The organism is Pseudomonas sp. EA_65y_Pfl2_P78 (genome assembly GCF_963970495.1).
Classification (GTDB): domain Bacteria; phylum Pseudomonadota; class Gammaproteobacteria; order Pseudomonadales; family Pseudomonadaceae; genus Aquipseudomonas; species Aquipseudomonas baetica_A.
This window is the reverse complement of record NZ_CAXAON010000016.1, coordinates 83,468-103,026: the sequence shown is the minus strand read 5'-3', so window position 1 is coordinate 103,026 and position 19,559 is coordinate 83,468. Positions and strand designations below refer to the sequence as shown.

The following is a 19,559-nucleotide window of genomic DNA, read 5'->3' as shown; positions in this document are numbered from 1 at the left end:
GCCGGGCGCTGTTTTGATCCAAGTACTTTTGAGGTGATTCCCATGATGAAAGGTGGCATGGCCGGCCTGATGAAGCAGGCGCAGCAGATGCAGGAAAAAATGGCCAAGATGCAGGAAGAACTGGCCAACGCCGAAGTCACCGGCAAGGCCGGCGGCGATATGGTCACCGTGGTGATGACCGGTCGTCACGACGTCAAAAGCGTGAGCATCGACCCAAGCCTGGTTGAAGGCCTGAGCGAAGACGACAAAGAGATGCTGGAAGCCGTGGTGGCTGCCGCCGTCAATGACGCCGTGCGCAAGATCGAAGCCAGCAGCCAGGAAAAAATGGGCGGCATGACCGCCGGCATGAACCTGCCAGCGGGCATGAAACTGCCATTCTGATTCGCCATTGCGCGACAGATGAGCTACACAAAGTGCCAGGCATTGCGCCTGGCATTTTTGTTTCTGGCTGATTGTTTTGCATTGGCAGGGCTGACGCCTTCGCGAGCAGGCTCGCGAAGAAGTCGACTCGGTCGGTCCGAATAAACATCGAACCCATCACCGCCACCCACGGTCTGCTCCCTATACCGCCGAATTCATCATTCACAGGAGACGCTGACATGTCCGACCCTCTCACCCTCAATCAACGTGTCGTCCTGGCCTCACGCCCGGTCGGTGCGCCGACCCCGGAAAATTTTCGCCTTGAGCGCGAAGCCTTGCCAGAGCTTGAAGACGGGCAGGTGTTGCTGAAAACCCTGTACCTGTCGCTTGATCCGTACATGCGCGGGCGCATGAGCGACGCTCCGTCCTACGCCGCGCCGGTGGAAATCGGTGAAGTGATGACCGGTGGTGCGGTCAGCCGAGTCGAACGCTCGACCCACCCCAAATTCCACACCGGTGATCTGGTCGTTGGCGCGACCGGTTGGCAGAGTCACAGCATCAGCGACGGGCGCAATATCATTCCGATTCCGGCAGGGTTGCCGAGCCCCTCAATGGCCCTCGGTGTGCTGGGTATGCCGGGGTTGACCGCGTACATGGGCCTGATGGATATCGGTCAGCCAAAGGCTGGGGAGACGCTGGTGGTCGCGGCGGCGTCCGGGGCGGTCGGCTCAGTGGTCGGCCAAGTGGCGAAGATCAAAGGCCTGCGCGCGGTCGGTGTGGCTGGCGGCGCCGAAAAGTGCAAATACGTGGTGGAGGTGCTGGGATTCGACGCCTGCGTCGATCACAAGGCTGCGGATTTCGCCGAGCAACTGGCGAAGGCCTGTCCCGATGGTATCGATGTCTATTACGAGAATGTCGGCGGTCATGTGTTCGAGGCCGTGGTGCCATTGCTCAATCCCAAGGCACGCATTCCGCTGTGTGGTCTGATCGCGGGCTACAACGCTCATGAAGCCCCGCAAGGCCCGGATCGCCTGCCGATGCTGCAACGCACCCTGTTGACCAAGCGTGTGCGGATTCAGGGCTTTATCGTGTTCGATGACTACGGTGATCGTCAGCCGGAATTCATCAGCCACATGGTGCCGTGGGTGCGTGAGGGCAAGGTGAAATTCCGTGAAGACGTGGTCGAAGGCCTGGAGCAGGCACCCGATGCGTTTATCGGTCTGCTGGAGGGGCGCAACTTCGGCAAACTGGTGGTGCGGGTCGCCCAGGACTGAGTATTTGACGCTGGCCAGAGGCGCGGGTATAAACCGCGTCTCGTTGTTTTGTCGGACTTTTTACCCATGAGCTTCAGCCCTTTGATTCGCCAACTGATCGATTCCCTGCGCGTTCTGCCGGGTGTGGGTCAGAAAACCGCCCAGCGCATGGCGTTGCAGTTGCTCGAGCGTGACCGCAGCGGCGGTCTGCGTCTGGCTCAATCCCTGAGTCAGGCCATGGAAGGGGTCGGTCACTGCCGTCAGTGCCGCACGCTGACCGAAGACGATCTGTGCCCGCAATGCGCCGATACGCGCCGCGATGACACGCTGTTGTGCGTGGTGGAAGGGCCGATGGATGTCTATGCGGTCGAGCAGACCGGGTTCCGTGGGCGTTACTTTGTGCTCAAAGGTCACCTGTCGCCGCTGGACGGCCTCGGGCCTGAGGCAATCGGTATTCCGCAGTTGATGGCGCGGATCGAAGAGGCGGGCACTTTTGCCGAGGTGATCCTGGCCACCAACCCGACGGTGGAAGGTGAAGCGACGGCGCATTACATCGCGCAGTTGCTGAACAATAAAGGCTTGATCGCCTCGCGGATTGCCCACGGTGTACCGCTGGGGGGTGAGCTGGAGCTGGTGGATGGCGGTACCCTTGCACACTCGTTTGCCGGGCGTAAGCCGATCTCTCTCTGATAGTTGTGTTGCCTGATCTGAGGCCTTCGCGAGCAAGCCCGCTGCCACAATGGTTTTGTATACGCTACAAATCCCATGTGGCAGCGGGCTTGCTCGCCAATGGCGCGCCTCGGTCTGTCTGAATCAAACAATCTTGTTGAAAACCAAGCAAGCGCTCGGTTAACGTCGGTCAACCCTTCCGTGGAGTTTGCCGATGCCTGCCTTCCAGGAATACTTCGACCCCAGCCACCAATTGGTTCGCGACAGCGTCAGACGTTTCGTGGAGCGTGAAATCCTGCCGGACATCAATGAGTGGGAAGAAGCCGAAAGCTTCCCCCGTGAGTTGTATCTGAAGGCCGGTGCAGCGGGGATCCTTGGTATCGGCTACCCCGAAGCACTGGGTGGCAGCCATGAAGGCGATGTGTTCGCCAAGGTTGCCGCCAGTGAGGAATTGATGCGCTGCGGTGCTGGCGGCCTGGTGGCGGGGCTGGGTTCGCTCGATATCGGCCTGCCGCCGATCGTCAAATGGGCGCGTCCCCACGTGCGCGATCGCGTGGTGCCGCCGGTGCTCCGTGGCGAGAAAATCAGTGCGCTGGCCGTTACCGAGCCCGGCGGCGGCTCTGACGTTGCCAACCTGCAAACCCGCGCCGTGCGTGACGGTGATTTCTACCGGGTCAGCGGCAGTAAAACCTTTATCACCAGTGGCGTGCGCGCCGATTTCTATACCGTCGCGGTTCGCACCGGCGCGCCGGGTTTTGCTGGCATCAGCCTGTTGCTGATCGAGAAGCAAACGCCCGGATTCACCGTCGGCCGCCAGTTGAAGAAAATGGGCTGGTGGGCGTCGGACACGGCGGAGTTGTTCTTCGACGATTGCCGGGTGCCTGTCGACAACTTGATCGGTGCCGAGAACATGGGCTTCGCCTGCATCATGGGCAACTTCCAGAGCGAGCGGCTGGCGTTGGCGCTGATGGCCAACATGACTTCACAGTTGGCGCTGGAAGAGAGCCTGAAGTGGGCACGCGAGCGTGAGGCATTCGGCAAACCGATCGGCAAATTCCAGGTGATCAAGCACCGGCTCGCCGAGATGGCGACGGCGCTGGAAGTGTCGCGGGAGTTCACCTATCGGCAAGCGGCGAAAATGGCGGCGGGGCAGAGTGTCATCAAGGAGATTTCCATGGCGAAGAACTTTGCCACGGACACCTCGGACCGAATCACCACCGAAGCGGTGCAGATTCTCGGCGGGCTGGGTTACATGCGCGAGAGTCTGGTGGAGCGGCTGTATCGGGATAACCGCATCCTGTCGATTGGCGGCGGGACGCGGGAGGTGATGAACGAGATCATCAGCAAGCAGATGGGGCTTTGAAGGGTAGCTGAGGCTACTGCCTCTGCGCGGGCAAGCCAGTTCCCGGTGTACACAAGATTTGTGAACGACCGAAATCACTGTGGGAGCGGGCCTGCCCGCGAAGGCATCAGTACAGGCGCTACTTACTTATCGGTCAGGGCAAACTGCGTCAGGCAGAATGTCGGGATCCCCATGTCTTCCAGACGCTGCGAACCACCGAGCTCCGGCAGATCAATGATCGCCGCCGCCTCATGCACCCGAGCGCCCATCCGGCGAATCAGATTGGCCGCGGCAATCAGCGTTCCGCCGGTGGCAATCAAATCATCAAACATCACCACCGAATCGCCCTCACACAGGCTGTCGGCGTGCACTTCAAGGAACGCTTCACCGTACTCGGTCGCGTAACCCTCGGCCAGCACGTCCGCCGGCAGTTTGCCTTGCTTGCGGAACAGCACCAGCGGCTTGTTCAACTGATAGGCCAATACCGAACCGATCAAAAAACCACGGGCATCCATCGCGCCGATGTGGGTGAAGTCGGCTTCGACATAGCGGTGAGCGAAGCTGTCCATCACCAGGCGCAGGGCCGTTGGCGACTGGAAGAGGGGGGTGATGTCACGAAAGATCACGCCCGGTTTCGGGAAGTCGATTACGGGGCGGATCAGGGATTTGATGTCGAAGGAGTCGAAGACCATCGTCGAAGTGTCCTGGCAGGGCTGCAAACGGCGCAGTATACCCGCGGCTGAAACGCTTCGCTCAACCGCGGATCGAGATCAGCCCTCGAGCGAGCCACCCGCCAGCGCACACAGCTGAATCGGGTCGAGGATATGAATTTCTTTGCCCTCGGCGGCAATCAGTTCGTTTTGCTGGAAGCGGGTGAACACCCGGGACACGGTTTCTACCGCCAGCCCCAGGTAGTTGCCGATTTCATTGCGCGACATGCTCAAGCGGAACTGGTTGGCCGAGAAACCGCGAGCGCGGAAGCGGGCGGACAGGTTGACCAGGAAGGTCGCAATACGCTCGTCGGCAGTCTTCTTCGACAGCAGCAACATCATTTGCTGGTCGTCGCGAATTTCGCGGCTCATCACGCGCATCAACTGGCGGCGCAGTTGCGGCAATTGCAGGGCCAGTTCGTCGAGGCGTTCGAAAGGGATTTCGCAGACCGAGGTGGTTTCCAGGGCCTGGGCGGAAACCGGGTGTTTTTCGGTGTCCATGCCGGACAGGCCGACCAGTTCGCTGGGCAGGTGGAAGCCGGTGAGTTGCTCTTCGCCGGTATCGCTCAGGCTGAAAGTCTTCAGGGCGCCGGAGCGTACTGCATAAACGGAATCGAACGTGTCGCCTTGGCGGAACAGGAACTCACCCTTTTTCAACGGGCGGCCGCGTTTAACGATGTCGTCCAGCGCATCCATGTCTTCCAGATTCAGAGAAAGTGGCAGGCACAGAGGGGCCAGGCTGCAATCCTTGCAATGAGCCTGGGTGTGAGCGCGCAGTTTAACTGGCTCGGACATTTCTTTAATCCTTGTGGGAAAACACACATAAGCCGTAAGGGTAACTCACGGGAGGACATTCAGGCCAGCTTGTGAAGAGATTGCCCTGCGGGCATAAAGCCGCAGGGCACGCGACAGTCGAGGTGCTATCGAGTGAATCCTGAACCATCGGTTTCAAAGCGTCTGCGTAAGCAATAACAGTTCAGATCACCCGGGAAAAACGCTGGCGGTTCTGCTGTTCAAGGTAGGCGTCAAATACCATGCACACCGAGCGCACCAACAGCCGTCCGGCCGGTAAAACCTCAATACGCTCGCGACCAAGCGTGATCAGGCCATCGTTGGCCATGCCTTGCAGTTGCGGCCACAGCGCGCCGAAATACCCCTGAAAATCGATGTTGAACTGCTGCTCGATCTCGGCGAATTCCAGGCTGAAATTGCAGATCAGTTGCTGAATCACTGCGCGTCGCAGCCGATCATCGGCGTTGCACACCAGGCCCCGACTGGTCGCCAATTGCGCGGCGGCGAGGGTGTTTTGGTATTCGTTGAGATCACTGCTGTTCTGGCAATACAGATCGCCGATCTGGCTGATGGCCGATACGCCCAGGCCAATCAAGTCGCAATGACCGTGGGTGGTGTAGCCCTGGAAGTTGCGTTGCAGGGTTTGTTCTTCCTGAGCGACCGCCAGTTCATCGTCGGGCAGGGCGAAGTGGTCCATGCCGATGTAGCGGTAACCGGCGGCGGTCAGTTGCTCGATGGTGCGCTGGAGCATGTGCAGTTTTTGCGTCGGGGTCGGCAGTTCATTGCTGTTGATCCGCCGCTGCGGCATGAAGCGTTCCGGCAGGTGTGCGTAGTTGAATACCGAGAGTCGATCCGGCTGCAGGCTGATGACTTCCTCGACCGTGCGGGCGAAGTTGTCGGGGGTCTGTTTGGGCAAGCCATAAATCAGGTCAATATTGATCGAACGAAATTGCAGCGTGCGCGCCGCGTCGATCACGGCGCGGGTTTCTTCCAGGCTTTGCAGGCGATTAACCGCCCGCTGTACCGCCGGATCAAGGTCTTGCAGGCCAATGCTGACCCGGTTGAACCCCAGCTCACGCAGCAAGCCCATGGTCGACCAGTCGGCTTCACGCGGATCGATTTCGATGCCGTAATCGCCGGAGTCGTCATCCAGCAGATTGAAGTGTTTGCGCAGATGCGCCATCAGTTGGCGCAGTTCGTCGTGGCTGAGGAAGGTCGGGGTACCGCCGCCGAAGTGCAACTGCTCGACTTTCTGCGCCGGGTCGAGGTGGCAGGCGATCAGCTGGATTTCCTGCTCCAGGCGTTGCAGGTAAGGCAGCGCTCGGCCACGATCCTTGGTGATCACCTTGTTGCAGGCGCAGTAGTAGCAAATGTTCGCGCAGAACGGCACATGCACATACAACGACAAGGGGCGTAGCGCCTTGCGGCTGTCGCGCAGGGCGTGGAACAGGTCGAAGGTGCCGACCTGACTGTTGAATTGCACGGCCGTCGGGTACGAGGTGTAGCGCGGCCCCGCCAAGTCGTAGCGGCGGATCAGATCTGTGTCCCAACGAATGGCGTCGAGCATGCGGGCATTCCCCCGGGTAGGCTGGCAGTGTTGGCGAGTCTAGGGGAGGGCGCGCGCAGGCATGTTGATTTGCATCAACGGGGAGATATGTGTGGCGGGTGCGGGCTTACCCGCGAAGGTTGCGCCGCCGACTCAATGCCCCATCAACCAGTGTTGATGAGGGCCGGGCAGGGTCCAGATGCCGAACAGCATCACTAAAACCCCGCCGGTCATGCGTACGCTGCGTTTGCGCAACAACGCTGTGACGCGCTCGGCGGCGAGGCCGGTTGCGAGCAGCACCGGCCAGGTACCCAGCCCGAATGCGAGCATCAACAAGGCACTGTCCAGCGCATTGCCCTGGCTCGCCGACCACAACAGCGTGCTGTAAACCAGTCCGCAGGGCAGCCAGCCCCATAGCGCACCGAGCAATAAGGCGCGGGGCAGGCTCGACACCGGTAGCAAGCGGTTGGCTACCGGTTGAATGTAGCGCCACAAGCCGCGACCGAGGCTTTCGATGCGGGTCAGTCCGCTCCACCAGCCGGCCAGATACAAGCCCATGGCAATCAACAGCAAACCGGCCAGCACGCGCATGAACAGCGCGGCCGGGCTGTTCGCCACTGCCCAACCGGCGAGGCCGATCAGCAATCCGGCGGTGGCGTAACTGAGGATTCGACCCAGGTTGTAGGCCAGCAGCAGACGAAAGCGTCGGCTGCGTTGTTCCTTGGGGATTGCCAGCGTCAGCGCGCCCATCAAACCGCCGCACATTCCCAGGCAATGGCCGCCACCGAGCAAGCCGAGGATCAGCGCCGACACCAGCAGAGGCGCCAATTCAAGCATGGGGCGGCGCCTTGTCGTCCGGTTTGGTTGCGTTGGCTTCGTCCACCGCAGCGGTGTGGTTGGGGTCCTGATCGTCGAACAGAATGCTGTGGGCCGGACCGTCGAGGTCGTCGTACTGACCGCTGTCCACTGCCCAGAAGAAAATGTACACGGCGATGGCCACGATCAGCAGGGCGGCCGGGATCATCACGTAGAGAGCTGGCATCTATACTCCATGCCCTTGCGGCTCAGGCCGGCAGCGGGCGGGTTTCTGACGCGGTGCGGGCGGCCGGCGCGCTCGGCAGGCGAGTCAGGCGCAGGGCGTTGAGCACCACAGTCAACGAACTGATCGACATGCCAACCGCGGCCCACACCGGGGTGATCCAGCCGAGGGCGGCGAACGGCAACATGAAGCCATTGTACAGCGCCGCCCATAGCAGGTTCTCGATGATTACCCGGCGGGTGCGTCGCGCCAGTGTGAAGGCTTGCACCAGTGCGTCGAGCCGATTGGACAGCAACACGGCATCGGCGCTGGTTTTCGCCAGGTCAGTGGCCGAGCCCATGGCCACGCTGATGTCGGCAGCCGCCAGCACTGGCACATCGTTGACGCCGTCACCGAGCATCAAGACTTTGCGACCTTCCCGGTGCAACTGGTGCAGCACTTGCAGTTTGTCGTCCGGGCGCAGACCGCCACGGGCCTCTTCGATGCCCAGTTCTGCGGCAACACTTGCGACCATCGGCGAACTGTCGCCGGACAACAGCAATGTGCGCCAGCCACGCGCCTTGCAGGCGGCGAGCAGGGCCGGTGCATCGTCGCGCAAACGGTCATCGAGGACGAACCAGGCCAGCGGCCGCTGCGTGTCGCCGAGCAGCAGCCATTGCCCGGGTTCATTCGGCATCGCAGGCGCAGTGGCGCCGCTAAGGGCGCAGACAAATTCCGCCTGACCGATGCGCAAGCGTTGTTCGCCGACCAAGCCTTCGAGGCCAAGCCCTGGCGTGCTGTGGACCTCTTCGGCCGCCAGCGGCGCACGGCCGAACGCGCGGGCAATCGGGTGTTCCGAACGGTTCTCCAACGCAGCGGCGAGGCTCAGGCATTGATCGCTGTCCAGTGCGCCCAGTGGGCGAATCGAGCGCAATACCAGTCGGCCTTCGGTGAGGGTGCCCGTCTTGTCGAAAATCACCGTGTCGATCTGGTTCAGGCCTTCCAGCACATGGCCGCGGGTCAGCAGCAAGCCGAGTTTGTGCAACGTGCCGGTGGCGGCGGTGAGGGCGGTCGGTGTTGCCAGCGATAGCGCGCAGGGGCAGGTCGCCACCAGCATCGCGAGGACGATCCAGAATGCGCGTGACGAATCCAGCTCCCACCACAGCAGGCCAATGGCAGCAGCGGCGATCAGCGACAACAGCAAGAACCATTGCGCGGCGCGGTCGGCGATTTCCGCCAGTCGTGGTTTTTCGGTCTGGGCGCGGTCGAGCAAACGGACGATGGCCGACAGTCGCGTGTCCTGTCCTAGCGCGAGCACTTGCACGGTTAACGCACCCTCAACGTTCAGGGTGCCCGCTGTGACGGCATCGCCCGGCGTGCGCGGTTGTGGCAGGTATTCGCCGGTCAGCAGTGATTCGTCGATGCTCGACTGGCCATCGAGGATCTTGCCGTCCGCCGGCAGGGTCGAGCCCGGTGGCACCAGCACGTGATCGCCCAGGCGCAGCTCGCTGAGCAGGATGCGCTCGCTCTGGCCGGCCTCATCAAGGCGCAGGCACGAGGCGGGCAACAGGTTGACCAACTGTGCGGTCGCAGCGGCGGTTCGCTCCCGCGCGCGACGCTCCAGATAGCGCCCGGCGAGCAGAAACAGCGCAAACATGCCGACCGCATCGAAATACAACTCGCCGACGCCGGTGATCGCCGTCCAGATCCCGGCCATGTAGGCGCTGCCGATCGCTAGCGACACCGAAACATCCATGGTCAGGTGGCGCGTTCGCAAGTCACGCATCGCGCCCTTGAAGAACGGCGCGCAACTGTAGAACACGATCGGCGTGGTCAGAAACAGCGCGACCCAGCGCAGGATGGTGTGCAGTTCGGGGCTCAGGTCGATGTTGAATTCCGGCCAGGTCGCCATGGTTGCCATCATCGCCTGGAACCATAGCAGCCCGGCCACGCCCAATTGGCGCAGGGCGAGGCGGTTTTCGCTGGCTATTTGTTCGCTGGCACGGTCGGCCTGATACGGGTGGGCGGCGTAACCGATGTGGCGCAGTTCGGCGAGCAATCGGCTCAGCGGCAATTGCCCATCCGCCCAGCGAACGTGAAGTCGATGGTTGGACAGATTCAGTCGGGCTTCGGCGACCGCCCCAAGCGTGCGCAGATGTTTCTCGATCAGCCAGCCGCAGGCGGCGCAACTGATGCCTTCCATCAGCAGCGTGGTTTCGGCCAGTTCGCCTTCGTGGCGCACAAAAGGTTGCTGGACATCGGCGCGGTCGTACAGCGCCAACTCATCGACCAATTGCACCGGCAGCGCTTCGGGGTTGGCCGAGGCTTCGCTGCGGTGCTGGTAGTAGCTTTGCAGACCACCGGCAACGATGGCTTCGGCCACAGCCTGACAGCCCGGGCAGCAGAACTCACGGGGTTCCCCGAGTACAACGGCGGTGAAGCGACTGCCGGACGGGACGGGCAGGGCGCAGTGGTAGCAGGGGATCGGGGTGGTCATCAGGTTTTCATTAATGCGGCGTAATCGATGTCGTCCGGTCGGGCCTCTTCGCGAGCAAACCCGCTCCCACGGTGGATACTGGATATCCACCGTGGGAGCGGGTTTGCGCGAAGCGCGGCGTTACTTCTTCAGGTCTTCGGCGCCCTGGAGCGGTTCGTCACCGAGCAGCAGGTCCGTGTCATGGCTGACCCGCTCTTCTTCGAACATGCGCCAGATGTGATCATCCTGCGATCCCAGCAATTCGACAAACCGGCGGCCGTCGACCTTGTCGCTCAACTGGCCGATGTAGCGGCCCGCTTCAGTTTCGCTGCGGGTCAGGACGATCTTGCGATCCTTCTCCGGTTGGGTCGGCGAGATCAGGTTCAGCTCAAGTGTCCTGGGCTGGCTGTCGCCGCTCAAGCGCACTTCGACTTCACCGGTCAGATCATCCAGATGCACAGCGGCGCGCATCTTCAGGTGCTGTGCGAGCAGTTCGCGATCCAGTGAGCGGTTGATGCCTTTGCCTGCCTCGTAGTAGTTGTCGTTGACCAGGTTGTCCGGGTTGTTCACCGCGATGGTCACCATGGACAGGGTCAGCGTCACCGAACAGGCCAGAATCGCGATGATGATCCATGGCCAGAGGTGCTTGTACCAGGGACTTGCGGCGTTTGCTGCGGGCATGTTCAGTTCTCTTAACGGATTTGTGGGCCGATGAATCGGCTCTTGGCTTCAACGTGGACGCTGTTGTCATCAGCATCCTTGAGGATGAATTTGACCTCGTTGGTGCTCGACGGCAGTTGTTCCGGTGCGCTCGACAGCTCGACCGGCATGCTGAAAATATCCCCGGCCGCGACCTTGATTTCACGTTTGCCTTGCAGGCGCAGATCCGGCAAGCCAGCGGCTTCCAGCACGTAGGTGTGGTCGCGCTGATCCTTGTTCATGATCTTCAGGCTGTAGACGTTTTCTATCCGGCCTTCGGCGTTCTCGCGATACAGCACGCGGTCTTTGCTGACATCGAAACCGACCAGTGAACGCATGACAAACGCAGTCACCAACAGGCTGATCATCGCCAGCAACACCACGGCATAGCCGATCAGGCGTGGCCGCAGTTTATGGGTTTTCTGGCCCGACAGGTTGTGTTCGGTGGTGTAGCTGATCAGGCCGCGCGGGTAATCCATCTTGTCCATGATGCTGTCGCAGGCGTCGATACATGCGGCGCAGCCGATGCATTCGATTTGCAGGCCGTCGCGGATGTCGATACCGGTCGGGCAGACCTGAACGCACATGGTGCAGTCGATGCAGTCGCCCAGGCCCTGAGCCTTGTAGTCGGCGCCTTTTTTGCGCGGGCCACGGCTTTCGCCACGACGCGGATCGTAGGAAACGATCAGTGTGTCCTTGTCGAACATCACGCTCTGGAAGCGAGCGTACGGGCACATGTAGATGCACACCTGTTCGCGCAGCCAGCCGGCGTTGCCGTAGGTGGCGAGGGTGAAGAAGCCGACCCAGAAGTACGACCAGCCATCGGCTTGTCCGGTGAAAAACTCGAAGACCAGTTCGCGGATCGGCGAAAAGTAACCCACGAAGGTCATGCCTGTGACGAAACCGATCAGCAGCCAAAGCGAGTGTTTGGCGAGTTTGCGCAGGAGTTTGTTGCCGCTCATCGGCGCCTTGTCGAGCTTGATGCGCTGGTTGCGGTCGCCTTCGGTGACCTTTTCGCACCACATGAAAATCCACGTCCACACGCTTTGCGGACAGGTGTAGCCGCACCAGACTCGGCCGGCATACACGGTGATGAAGAACAGGCCGAACGCGGCAATGATCAGCAGGCCTGAAAGGAGAATGAAGTCCTGTGGCCAGAAGGTGGCGCCGAAGATGAAGAACTTGCGCTCCGGCAGGTTCCACCACACGGCCTGATGGCCACCCCAGTTCAGCCACACCGTGCCGAAATACAGCAGGAACAGGGCGGCACCGCCCATCATCCGCAGATTGCGGAACAAACCGGTAAAAGCACGGGTGTAGATTTTTTCTCGTGAGGCGTAAAGATCAACGCTGTTGTTCGCGTTTTTGCTCGGTGGCGTGACGTCGTGTACCGGAATCTGGTTGCTCATCATTGCATCCCACGGCAGTGGAAAAATGCCTCGGTCGATACGTGCCGGCCGGGGTCGGAAAGGGCGTTGCAGTGGCGCAATGATACGCCTGTCACGCCGTCTAACGGGTGCGACCTTTGGTCGCGTTGGGGGCGGGCTGTAAATGGTGTAGCAGATGTAACAAGTCCTGATCCAGATCAATTGACTATAGACGATGCATGAGAATCGCTCGGGCGAGTGAGTCCCATGCATCGTCTCGGCAGGCAATCCGCAGGCATCAGTCCAGCCTGCCGCCGCCGAGACTTTCAAGCCCGCCGTCTTTGGGTTTTTTCACCTCATGGCCAGCGGTGGCGTCGCCGCTGGCATCGGGGAGCGGAGTGTCGGGTTTGATACCCGGGTCGGCAAAAGTGAAATCTTCGTGGGATTGCACACAATCAACATCGGATTCTCGCATGGCTTTCTTCCTTGATATGCAGCGGTATAGGGGGTGGTCTGACGAACCATCGGCAGACGGAAAGAAAAGTTACAGACCGATGAAGATTGAGTCTATTGAGCATTTGCCTCAAATCGTGAACGCTTTCTGATTGCAAGTTTCGCAAGCCCCTGCGGCTGATCGTTGATTGCTTTTTAATTGTTAGTCCTGGTTGTTTTTTAGAAGCTTGGAAACAAGAGTGATTAATTAATCAGGTTTGTGTGTTTGAGATTTTATTGTCTTTCGAATAAGTTGGTGGCTGGCGACATGAGGTCGTCAGCATAAGTTATTGAATGGAAGTTAAATATGATGACGGGTAGTAAAGTTGCGGCTTTTATTCTGGGTGTGTGTTTGTTGTTGTCGGTAGTCTCGGCTTATTCTGTGGAGCCTGCGCCTAAATATATGGTGTTTGCATCGGATACGCAGTATCCCTGGACAGACAAGACAGACAGCGGGGCGCCTGAATCTGATGAGGCGTTTACAAAGCGTTCGAAGTGGCTGGTGGAAACTCAGTTGGCAAGTATTGCCGCTTTTCGAAATGCTCAGGGTGGGCAGGCGAAAGTGCCATTGATGATCAACGGAGATATCACCGCGTTCGGTCATGACTGGCAGCGCTCCTATATGAAAGAGGTGCTGGCTAAGCACTTCGGTGGTGAGTATCTGTATGGTTTGGGTAATCATGACTATGAAAACAATGTGGATGATTGTTTCAGTAACAGCTGTGCGGCGGGCAGTATTGTTGAATTCAGAAAACATCATGAAAACAGGGTGGATAACTTTGATGTGAGGTCCGCGCAAGGTTTTTGGGGTAATACGTATTCAGGAAGTCTCGCTTATTCAAAGACCATCGGTGACGTCCACATGGTTCAACTCAACAATGAGCCGACGTACACGACCCGGATTGCTCATTTCCTGAACCCGACGACGTTCGAGATCAATAGTGCACTGGACTGGCTTGAGGTTGACCTGCGTCTGGCGAGAGCTCAGGGGTACGCCATTATCATAAATATGCACAAGCCGTTGAAGATGAAGGGCGACAGTGCGCAGCAAAAACGCTTTCGCGACATGATCGTCAAGTATCAGGTCACAGCAATATTCGCCGGTCATTTACACCGGGACGGCGGTGACTCTTACTGGGTGGGAGATGTGCCGATGTATCTGAGTGGCGCCACGTCTCAGCAGACCTACTTGATCACCCGTTTTACCGAGGATCGCAAGCAGTTGCAGATTTATCTGGTGAAGGACAATCAATGGCAGGAGCGCACGCTCATCGACACGGTGGCGGTGAAATCCATCTGGGCCAGCCGTCCATGAAAAAGGCCCGGCCAATTGTCATTGGCCGGGCCTTCCTTTGCATCAAGCGTCGGCCTTACTGCGCCTCGGCTTCCGGCATTTTTTCACCGTGGGACAGGCTGTAAACGTAAGCCGCCAGCAGGTGAACCTTGTCGTTGCCTTGCAGTTGTTCCTGCGCCGGCATCTGGCCCTGACGGCCGTAACGGATGGTTTGTTGGAGTTGCGCGAAGCTCGAGCCGTAGATGAACGCGCCCGGGTGGGTCAGGTTAGGCGCGCCCATGGCCGGGGTGCCTTTGCCTTCCGGGCCGTGGCAAGCCACGCAGTTGACGGCGAACAGTTTCTGGCCGTTGACCGGGTCAGCCTTGGCGTCTTGCGGCAGCTTGCGGCCATCGAGTTGCGTCACCACATAGGCTGCCACGTCGGCAACGCCTTGCTCGCCGATCACTTCGGCCCAGGCCGGCATCACCGCGTGACGACCGCCCATGATGGTGGTCTTGATGGTTTCCGGCTCGCCGCCCCAGCGCCAGTCGGCGTCGGTGAGGTTCGGGAAACCGTAAGCGCCTTTGGCGTCGGAACCGTGGCAAACCGAGCAGTTGGAGGCGAACAGGCGGCCGCCCATCTTCAGGGCTTGCGGATCCTTGGCGACTTCTTCGATCGGCATGGCAGCAAACTTGGCGAAGATCGGACCGAACTTGGCGTCCGAGCGAGCCATTTCCTTTTCCCACTCGTGGACGCCGGTCCAGCCGGTCTGGCCGTTGGCGAACGCGGTCTGCTTGTCGTTATCGAGGTAGTTATAGCCTGGCAGCAGGCCTTTCCAGTTACCCAGACCCGGATACAGCACCAGGTAACCCAAGGCAAAAATGATGGTGCCCACGAACAGCATGAACCACCATTTCGGCAGTGGGTTGTCGTACTCCTCGATCCCGTCGAAGGAGTGCCCGACCGTCTCGTCCGTCTGTTCGCTGCGCTGGCCCTTGCGGGTCGACAGCAGCAGCCAGGTCAGGGAAAAGATCGTACCGAGACTGAGGACTGTGACGTACAGACTCCAGAATGTAGTCATTCTTTGTTACTCCTAGAAGCTTGCTCGACGTGCTTGATGGCTTCGGGATCATCCGCAAAAGGCAGCAAGGTCGCGTCTTCAAACTCCGACTTGCGCTTGGGGCTGAATACCCACAAGGCCAGACCGATGAAGGCCACCATCACGACAACGGTGCCCAGGCCACGAATCATCCCGATATCCATCCAATTCACCGTTTGCTTTTGATGATGGTGCCCAGGCCTTGCAGATAGGCCACCAGCGCGTCCATTTCGGTTTTGCCCTTCACGGCATCTTTTGCACCGGCGATGTCTTCGTCGGTGTAAGGGACGCCGAGTGTGCGCAACACTTCCATTTTCTTGGCCGTGTCTTTGCCGTCGAGCTTGTTTTCCACGAGGAACGGGTAAGCCGGCATTTTCGACTCAGGCACTACGTTGCGCGGGTTGTACAAGTGCGCACGCTGCCAGTCATCGGAGTAGCGACCACCCACACGGGCCAGGTCCGGGCCGGTACGTTTGGAACCCCACAGGAACGGGTGATCCCAGACGCTTTCACCAGCGACCGAGTAGTGGCCATAGCGTTCGGTTTCGGCGCGAAACGGACGGATCATCTGCGAGTGGCAGCCGACACAACCGTTGGCGATATAGATATCGCGGCCTTCCAGTTCCAGCGCCGAACGTGGCTTCATGCCCTCGACCGGCTTGTTGGTCACGTCCTGGAAAAACAGCGGAACGATTTGGGTCAGGCCACCGACGCTGACGGCGATGACCATGAAGAAGGCCAGCAGGCCAATATTCTTCTCGACAGCTTCATGCTTCATCAGTGAGCTCCAACGACAGCGATCTGGGCGGCGGCTTCGGCTTCAGCCGGGTTCGAGGCGCGCACGGTGCGCCAGACGTTGTAAGCCATCAGGAACATGCCGCTGGCGAAGAATGCACCGCCCAGGGCACGGACGATGTAGCCAGGGTGGCTGGCTTGCAGCGCTTCAACGAACGAGTAGGTGAGGGTGCCGTCGTCGTTGATTGCCCGCCACATCAGGCCTTGAGTGATGCCGTTGACCCACATCGACGCGATGTACAGCACGGTACCAATGGTTGCGAGCCAGAAGTGCGCGTTGATCAGGCCGACACTGTGCATCTGCGCACGGCCGAACAGTTTCGGGATCATGTGGTAGATCGCACCGATCGAGATCATGGCCACCCAGCCCAGAGCGCCGGCGTGTACGTGGCCGATGGTCCAGTCGGTGTAGTGCGAGAGCGAGTTGACGGTCTTGATCGCCATCATCGGCCCTTCGAAGGTCGACATGCCGTAGAACGCCAGCGATACCACGAGGAAGCGCAGGATCGGGTCGGTGCGCAATTTATGCCAGGCGCCCGACAGGGTCATCATGCCGTTGATCATGCCGCCCCAGCTCGGTGCCAGCAGGATGATCGACATTGCCATGCCCAGCGACTGTGCCCAATCCGGCAGTGCGGTGTAGTGCAGGTGGTGCGGGCCGGCCCAGATGTACAGGGTGATCAGTGCCCAGAAGTGCACGATCGACAGGCGATAGGAGTAGATCGGACGTTCGGCCTGTTTAGGCACGAAGTAGTACATCATCCCCAGGAAGCCAGTGGTCAGGAAGAAACCCACGGCGTTGTGGCCGTACCACCACTGGATCATCGCGTCGGTCGCGCCGGAGTAGGCCGAGTAGGACTTGAAGAAGCTGACCGGCAGCGAGGCGTGGTTGACGATGTGCAGCATCGCGGTGACGACGATGAAAGCGCCGTAGAACCAGTTACCGACGTAGATGTGCTTGGTTTTGCGCTTGGTGATGGTGCCGAAGAACACCAGACCGTAGGTGACCCAGACAATGGCCAGGAGAATAGCCAGCGGCCATTCCAGTTCCGCGTATTCCTTGGTGGTGGTGTAACCCAGCGGCAAGGTAATGATCGCGCCGACGATCACCGCTTGCCAGCCCCAGAAGGTGAAGGCGGCGAGGCTGTCGGAAATCAGTCGCGTCTGGCAGGTTCGCTGCACGACATAGTAGGAAGTGGCAAACAGTGCACATCCACCGAAGGCAAAAATCACCAGGTTTGTGTGCAACGGGCGCAGGCGTCCAAAGCTCGTCCACGGCAGACCGAAGTTCAATTCCGGCCAGACCAGTTGCGAGGCGATGAAGACACCGAGCCCCATGCCAAGGATCCCCCAGACCACCGTCATGATGGCGAACTGGCGGACTACCTTATAGTTATAAGCAGTCGGACTGATTGCTGTGCTCATTCTAAGGTTCCACGGTTTAGGTGTTTTATTAGGATTAAAATCGGCCGCAAGTATGCAGAGAGCAAGGGGTCATTGCAACGCGCCATGACCTGGGTCAATGCTTTCCAACGCTGATTCTGCGGCCTTTCCATACGCCGCGTAAGGACAAAATTGGCCTCGGACAAAATGTCGCAGCAGACAAAAAAAGCGAGGGGTTCAGATCACTTGTAACGAGGTGTGTTAAAACTGCCGGTTCGGCTGATGAACGGCAATCGGCGCGACAGCCGGTATCTACCGGCCTTTGCGGCGCGTTTGTCAGCCGATTCATCGAACACATCGCTCAGGTCGACCTGGAACCAGCACGGGCCAGTCCGCATCGAGCAAGCGTAGACCCGAATCAGGGGAACCGAAAGGAGAGGGTATCAAGGGGTGCGACAATGCGTCGCAAAGGGGCGGGAAACTGCCGCACTGAGAAACATGCGGCAGCGGTGTAGTCAATAACTACTGCTTATTGTCTTCAGTAATAAGTTTTTCTGTATTCAATTTGTGGCTGAGGCTGTACACATAAGCAGCCAGTAATTGCACTTTATCGTTACCCAGCAGCTCATTCTGCGCTGGCATATGACCTTGGCGACCATGGCGGATGGTCTGTTCGAGCTGGGTCAGGCTGGTGCCATAGATAAATCCGGCCGGGTGCGTCAGATTCGGCGCCCCCATGGCTTCAGTGCCGTGGCCGGTTGCCCCATGGCAGGCGACGCAAGTGGTGCTGAACGTTTGCTGTCCGGCTTGCAGGTCGGCCTTGCTGTCGGCGGGCAAAGGCAGGCCGGCCAGATCGTGACGCACATACGCGGCAACGTTTTTCACACCCGCTTCACCGAGCACTTCGCCCCAGGCCGGCATCGCCGCCATCCGCCCACCCATGATGGTGGTCTTGATGGTGTCGGCGTCGCCGCCCCAGCGCCAGTCGCTGTCGGCCAGGTTGGGGAAGCCGAACGCGCCTTTGGCATCCGAGCCGTGGCAGACCGAGCAGTTGGAGGCGAACAGACGGCCACCCATTTTCAGCGCCTGTGGGTCTTTTGCCACTTCTTCCAGCGGCATGGCGGCGAACCTGGCGAAGATCGGTCCGAACCTGGCGTCAGCCTTGCTCATTTCCTTTTCCCACTCGTGCACGCCGGTCCAGCCGTCCTCGTAACCGGGCAGGATGCCTTTCCAGTTACCCAGGCCCGGATACAGGATCAGATAGCCCACGGAAAACACCAGCGTGCCGGCGAACAGCATGAACCACCACTGCGGCAGCGGGTTGTCGTACTCCTCGATGCCGTCGAAGCTGTGGCCCATGGTCTGGTCGACGCTGCCCTTGGTCTCGCCCCGACGCGTGCCGATCAGCAGCCAGGTCAGGCCGATCAGGCTGCCGATGGTCAGTACGCAGATCCACGTACTCCAGAAGGTGGTCATGGCCGGGTACTCCTTGGTTCAGATGCGGGGGTAGTGTCGGGTTGCGGCTCGTCGGCGAACGGCAGCAGACGTGCTTCGGCAAACTCCGGGGTGCGCTTGCGATTGAAAACCCACAAGGTCAGGCCGACGAAGGCGACGAACACCACGACCGTGCCGAGGCCACGTATGAGGCCTGTGCTCATTTCAATGACCATGGCTCACCTCTTGCTCTTGATTGCAGTGCCGAGCACTTGCAGGTAGGAGACGAGGGCGTCCATCTCGGTCTTGCCCTTGAGGCTGGCCACCGCGCCGCTGATATCGTTGTCGGTGTACGGCACGCCGAGGGTGCGCAGGGTCTTGAGCTTGGTTTCGGTGTGGCTGCTGTCGACCGCTTGCGTGACCAGCCACGGGTAGGCGGGCATCTTCGACTCCGGCACGACGTTGCGCGGGTTGTACAAGTGCGCGCGGTGCCAGTCATCCGAGTAACGCGCGCCGACCCGGGCCAGATCCGGACCGGTGCGTTTCGAGCCCCACAGGAACGGGTGATCCCACACGCTCTCACCGGCTACCGAGTAGTGCCCGTAGCGTTCGGTTTCGGCGCGGAACGGGCGGATCATCTGCGAGTGGCAACCGACGCAGCCTTCGCGGATGTAGATGTCGCGGCCTTCCAGTTGCAGCGCGGTGTAGGGCTTCATGCCTTCCACCGGTTTGTTGGTCACGTCCTGGAAGAACAGCGGGACGATCTGGGTCAGGCCGCCGATGCTCACGGCGAACACCATGAGCAACATCAGCAGGCCGACGTTCTTTTCAATCGTTTCGTGTTTCATGGC

At 59.9% G+C, this 19,559-nt stretch carries 21 protein-coding genes; 5 read left to right on the top strand and 16 right to left on the bottom strand.

Annotated elements, in window-relative coordinates; genetic code table 11:
- Window positions 1-42 precede the first annotated feature (42 nt).
- From AACY02_RS14720 to AACY02_RS14705, 4 genes are all read left to right on the top strand, one after another.
- Window positions 43-381 (top strand): YbaB/EbfC family nucleoid-associated protein, encoded by a 339-nt coding sequence (locus tag AACY02_RS14720; protein WP_008088817.1) that lies wholly within the window; start codon window positions 43-45, stop codon window positions 379-381.
- Window positions 382-599: 218 nt separating this feature from the next.
- Window positions 600-1,634 carry an NADP-dependent oxidoreductase gene (locus AACY02_RS14715; RefSeq protein WP_339432584.1) on the top strand — a complete coding sequence of 345 codons (1,035 nt, stop codon included), beginning with the start codon at window positions 600-602 and terminating at the stop codon, window positions 1,632-1,634.
- A 66-nt stretch (window positions 1,635-1,700) separates the two neighbouring features.
- Window positions 1,701-2,303: a recombination mediator RecR gene (gene recR, locus AACY02_RS14710; RefSeq protein ID WP_339432583.1), complete on the top strand. Its 603-nt coding sequence runs from the start codon at window positions 1,701-1,703 to the stop codon at window positions 2,301-2,303.
- A gap of 193 nt (window positions 2,304-2,496) precedes the next feature.
- Complete coding sequence (locus tag AACY02_RS14705) at window positions 2,497-3,645, top strand: acyl-CoA dehydrogenase family protein (RefSeq protein ID WP_339432582.1); 1,149 nt, start codon at window positions 2,497-2,499, stop codon at window positions 3,643-3,645.
- Between the two features lie 122 nt (window positions 3,646-3,767).
- Here the strand turns inward: AACY02_RS14705 and AACY02_RS14700 are convergent, their stop codons facing one another.
- From AACY02_RS14700 to AACY02_RS14660, 9 genes are all read right to left on the bottom strand, one after another.
- Window positions 3,768-4,316 (bottom strand): adenine phosphoribosyltransferase, encoded by a 549-nt coding sequence (locus AACY02_RS14700; RefSeq protein WP_027921719.1) that lies wholly within the window; start codon window positions 4,314-4,316, stop codon window positions 3,768-3,770.
- Window positions 4,317-4,394: 78 nt separating this feature from the next.
- On the bottom strand, window positions 4,395-5,129 hold the full coding sequence (gene fnr / locus AACY02_RS14695; RefSeq protein WP_339432581.1) for a fumarate/nitrate reduction transcriptional regulator Fnr: 735 nt from the start codon (window positions 5,127-5,129) through the stop codon (window positions 4,395-4,397).
- Between the two features lie 181 nt (window positions 5,130-5,310).
- Entirely contained in the window at window positions 5,311-6,693 is a 1,383-nt protein-coding gene (hemN, locus tag AACY02_RS14690; RefSeq protein WP_339432580.1) for an oxygen-independent coproporphyrinogen III oxidase, read from the bottom strand.
- Between the two features lie 132 nt (window positions 6,694-6,825).
- Window positions 6,826-7,509, bottom strand: coding sequence for a sulfite exporter TauE/SafE family protein (locus AACY02_RS14685; RefSeq protein ID WP_339432579.1), 684 nt, complete (start codon window positions 7,507-7,509; stop codon window positions 6,826-6,828).
- On the bottom strand, window positions 7,502-7,714 hold the full coding sequence (gene ccoS / locus AACY02_RS14680) for a cbb3-type cytochrome oxidase assembly protein CcoS (RefSeq protein WP_339432578.1): 213 nt from the start codon (window positions 7,712-7,714) through the stop codon (window positions 7,502-7,504). Before ccoS ends, AACY02_RS14685 begins: the two co-directional genes overlap by 8 nt.
- 22 nt (window positions 7,715-7,736) lie before the next feature.
- On the bottom strand, window positions 7,737-10,187 hold the full coding sequence (locus AACY02_RS14675) for a heavy metal translocating P-type ATPase (RefSeq protein ID WP_339432577.1): 2,451 nt from the start codon (window positions 10,185-10,187) through the stop codon (window positions 7,737-7,739).
- A gap of 120 nt (window positions 10,188-10,307) precedes the next feature.
- Window positions 10,308-10,847, bottom strand: coding sequence for a FixH family protein (locus tag AACY02_RS14670; protein ID WP_339432576.1), 540 nt, complete (start codon window positions 10,845-10,847; stop codon window positions 10,308-10,310).
- 11 nt (window positions 10,848-10,858) lie between these two features.
- A complete protein-coding gene (gene ccoG / locus AACY02_RS14665) occupies window positions 10,859-12,274 on the bottom strand; it encodes a cytochrome c oxidase accessory protein CcoG (RefSeq protein ID WP_339432575.1) in 1,416 nt (471 codons plus the stop codon).
- A gap of 256 nt (window positions 12,275-12,530) precedes the next feature.
- Entirely contained in the window at window positions 12,531-12,707 is a 177-nt protein-coding gene (locus AACY02_RS14660; RefSeq protein WP_339432574.1) for a hypothetical protein, read from the bottom strand.
- A 327-nt stretch (window positions 12,708-13,034) separates the two neighbouring features.
- Between AACY02_RS14660 and AACY02_RS14655 the strand changes: the two genes are divergently transcribed.
- Window positions 13,035-14,039, top strand: coding sequence for a metallophosphoesterase family protein (locus tag AACY02_RS14655; protein ID WP_339432592.1), 1,005 nt, complete (start codon window positions 13,035-13,037; stop codon window positions 14,037-14,039).
- Window positions 14,040-14,094: 55 nt separating this feature from the next.
- On the opposite strand, the gene ccoP (AACY02_RS14650) is transcribed toward AACY02_RS14655, so the two are convergent.
- The 7 genes from ccoP (AACY02_RS14650) to ccoO (AACY02_RS14620) form a co-directional block, all read right to left on the bottom strand.
- Window positions 14,095-15,078: a cytochrome-c oxidase, cbb3-type subunit III gene (ccoP, locus tag AACY02_RS14650; protein ID WP_339432573.1), complete on the bottom strand. Its 984-nt coding sequence runs from the start codon at window positions 15,076-15,078 to the stop codon at window positions 14,095-14,097.
- A complete protein-coding gene (locus AACY02_RS14645; RefSeq protein ID WP_003175465.1) occupies window positions 15,075-15,260 on the bottom strand; it encodes a CcoQ/FixQ family Cbb3-type cytochrome c oxidase assembly chaperone in 186 nt (61 codons plus the stop codon). Before AACY02_RS14645 ends, ccoP (AACY02_RS14650) begins: the two co-directional genes overlap by 4 nt.
- Before the next feature lie 5 nt (window positions 15,261-15,265).
- Window positions 15,266-15,874: a cytochrome-c oxidase, cbb3-type subunit II gene (ccoO, locus tag AACY02_RS14640; protein ID WP_221733289.1), complete on the bottom strand. Its 609-nt coding sequence runs from the start codon at window positions 15,872-15,874 to the stop codon at window positions 15,266-15,268.
- Window positions 15,874-17,316 (bottom strand): cytochrome-c oxidase, cbb3-type subunit I, encoded by a 1,443-nt coding sequence (ccoN, locus tag AACY02_RS14635; RefSeq protein WP_123463551.1) that lies wholly within the window; start codon window positions 17,314-17,316, stop codon window positions 15,874-15,876. The genes ccoO (AACY02_RS14640) and ccoN overlap by 1 nt, the downstream gene beginning before the upstream one ends.
- Window positions 17,317-17,796: 480 nt before the next feature.
- Window positions 17,797-18,750, bottom strand: a complete 954-nt coding sequence (gene ccoP / locus AACY02_RS14630) for a cytochrome-c oxidase, cbb3-type subunit III (protein ID WP_339432572.1) — start codon at window positions 18,748-18,750, stop codon at window positions 17,797-17,799.
- Window positions 18,747-18,944, bottom strand: coding sequence for a cbb3-type cytochrome oxidase subunit 3 (locus AACY02_RS14625; protein ID WP_339432571.1), 198 nt, complete (start codon window positions 18,942-18,944; stop codon window positions 18,747-18,749). The genes ccoP (AACY02_RS14630) and AACY02_RS14625 overlap by 4 nt, the downstream gene beginning before the upstream one ends.
- Window positions 18,945-18,947: 3 nt before the next feature.
- The gene (gene ccoO, locus AACY02_RS14620) at window positions 18,948-19,556 is read right to left on the bottom strand and encodes a cytochrome-c oxidase, cbb3-type subunit II (RefSeq protein WP_339432570.1); all 609 of its coding nucleotides are present in this window, start codon (window positions 19,554-19,556) and stop codon (window positions 18,948-18,950) included.
- Window positions 19,557-19,559: the final 3 nt, after the last annotated feature.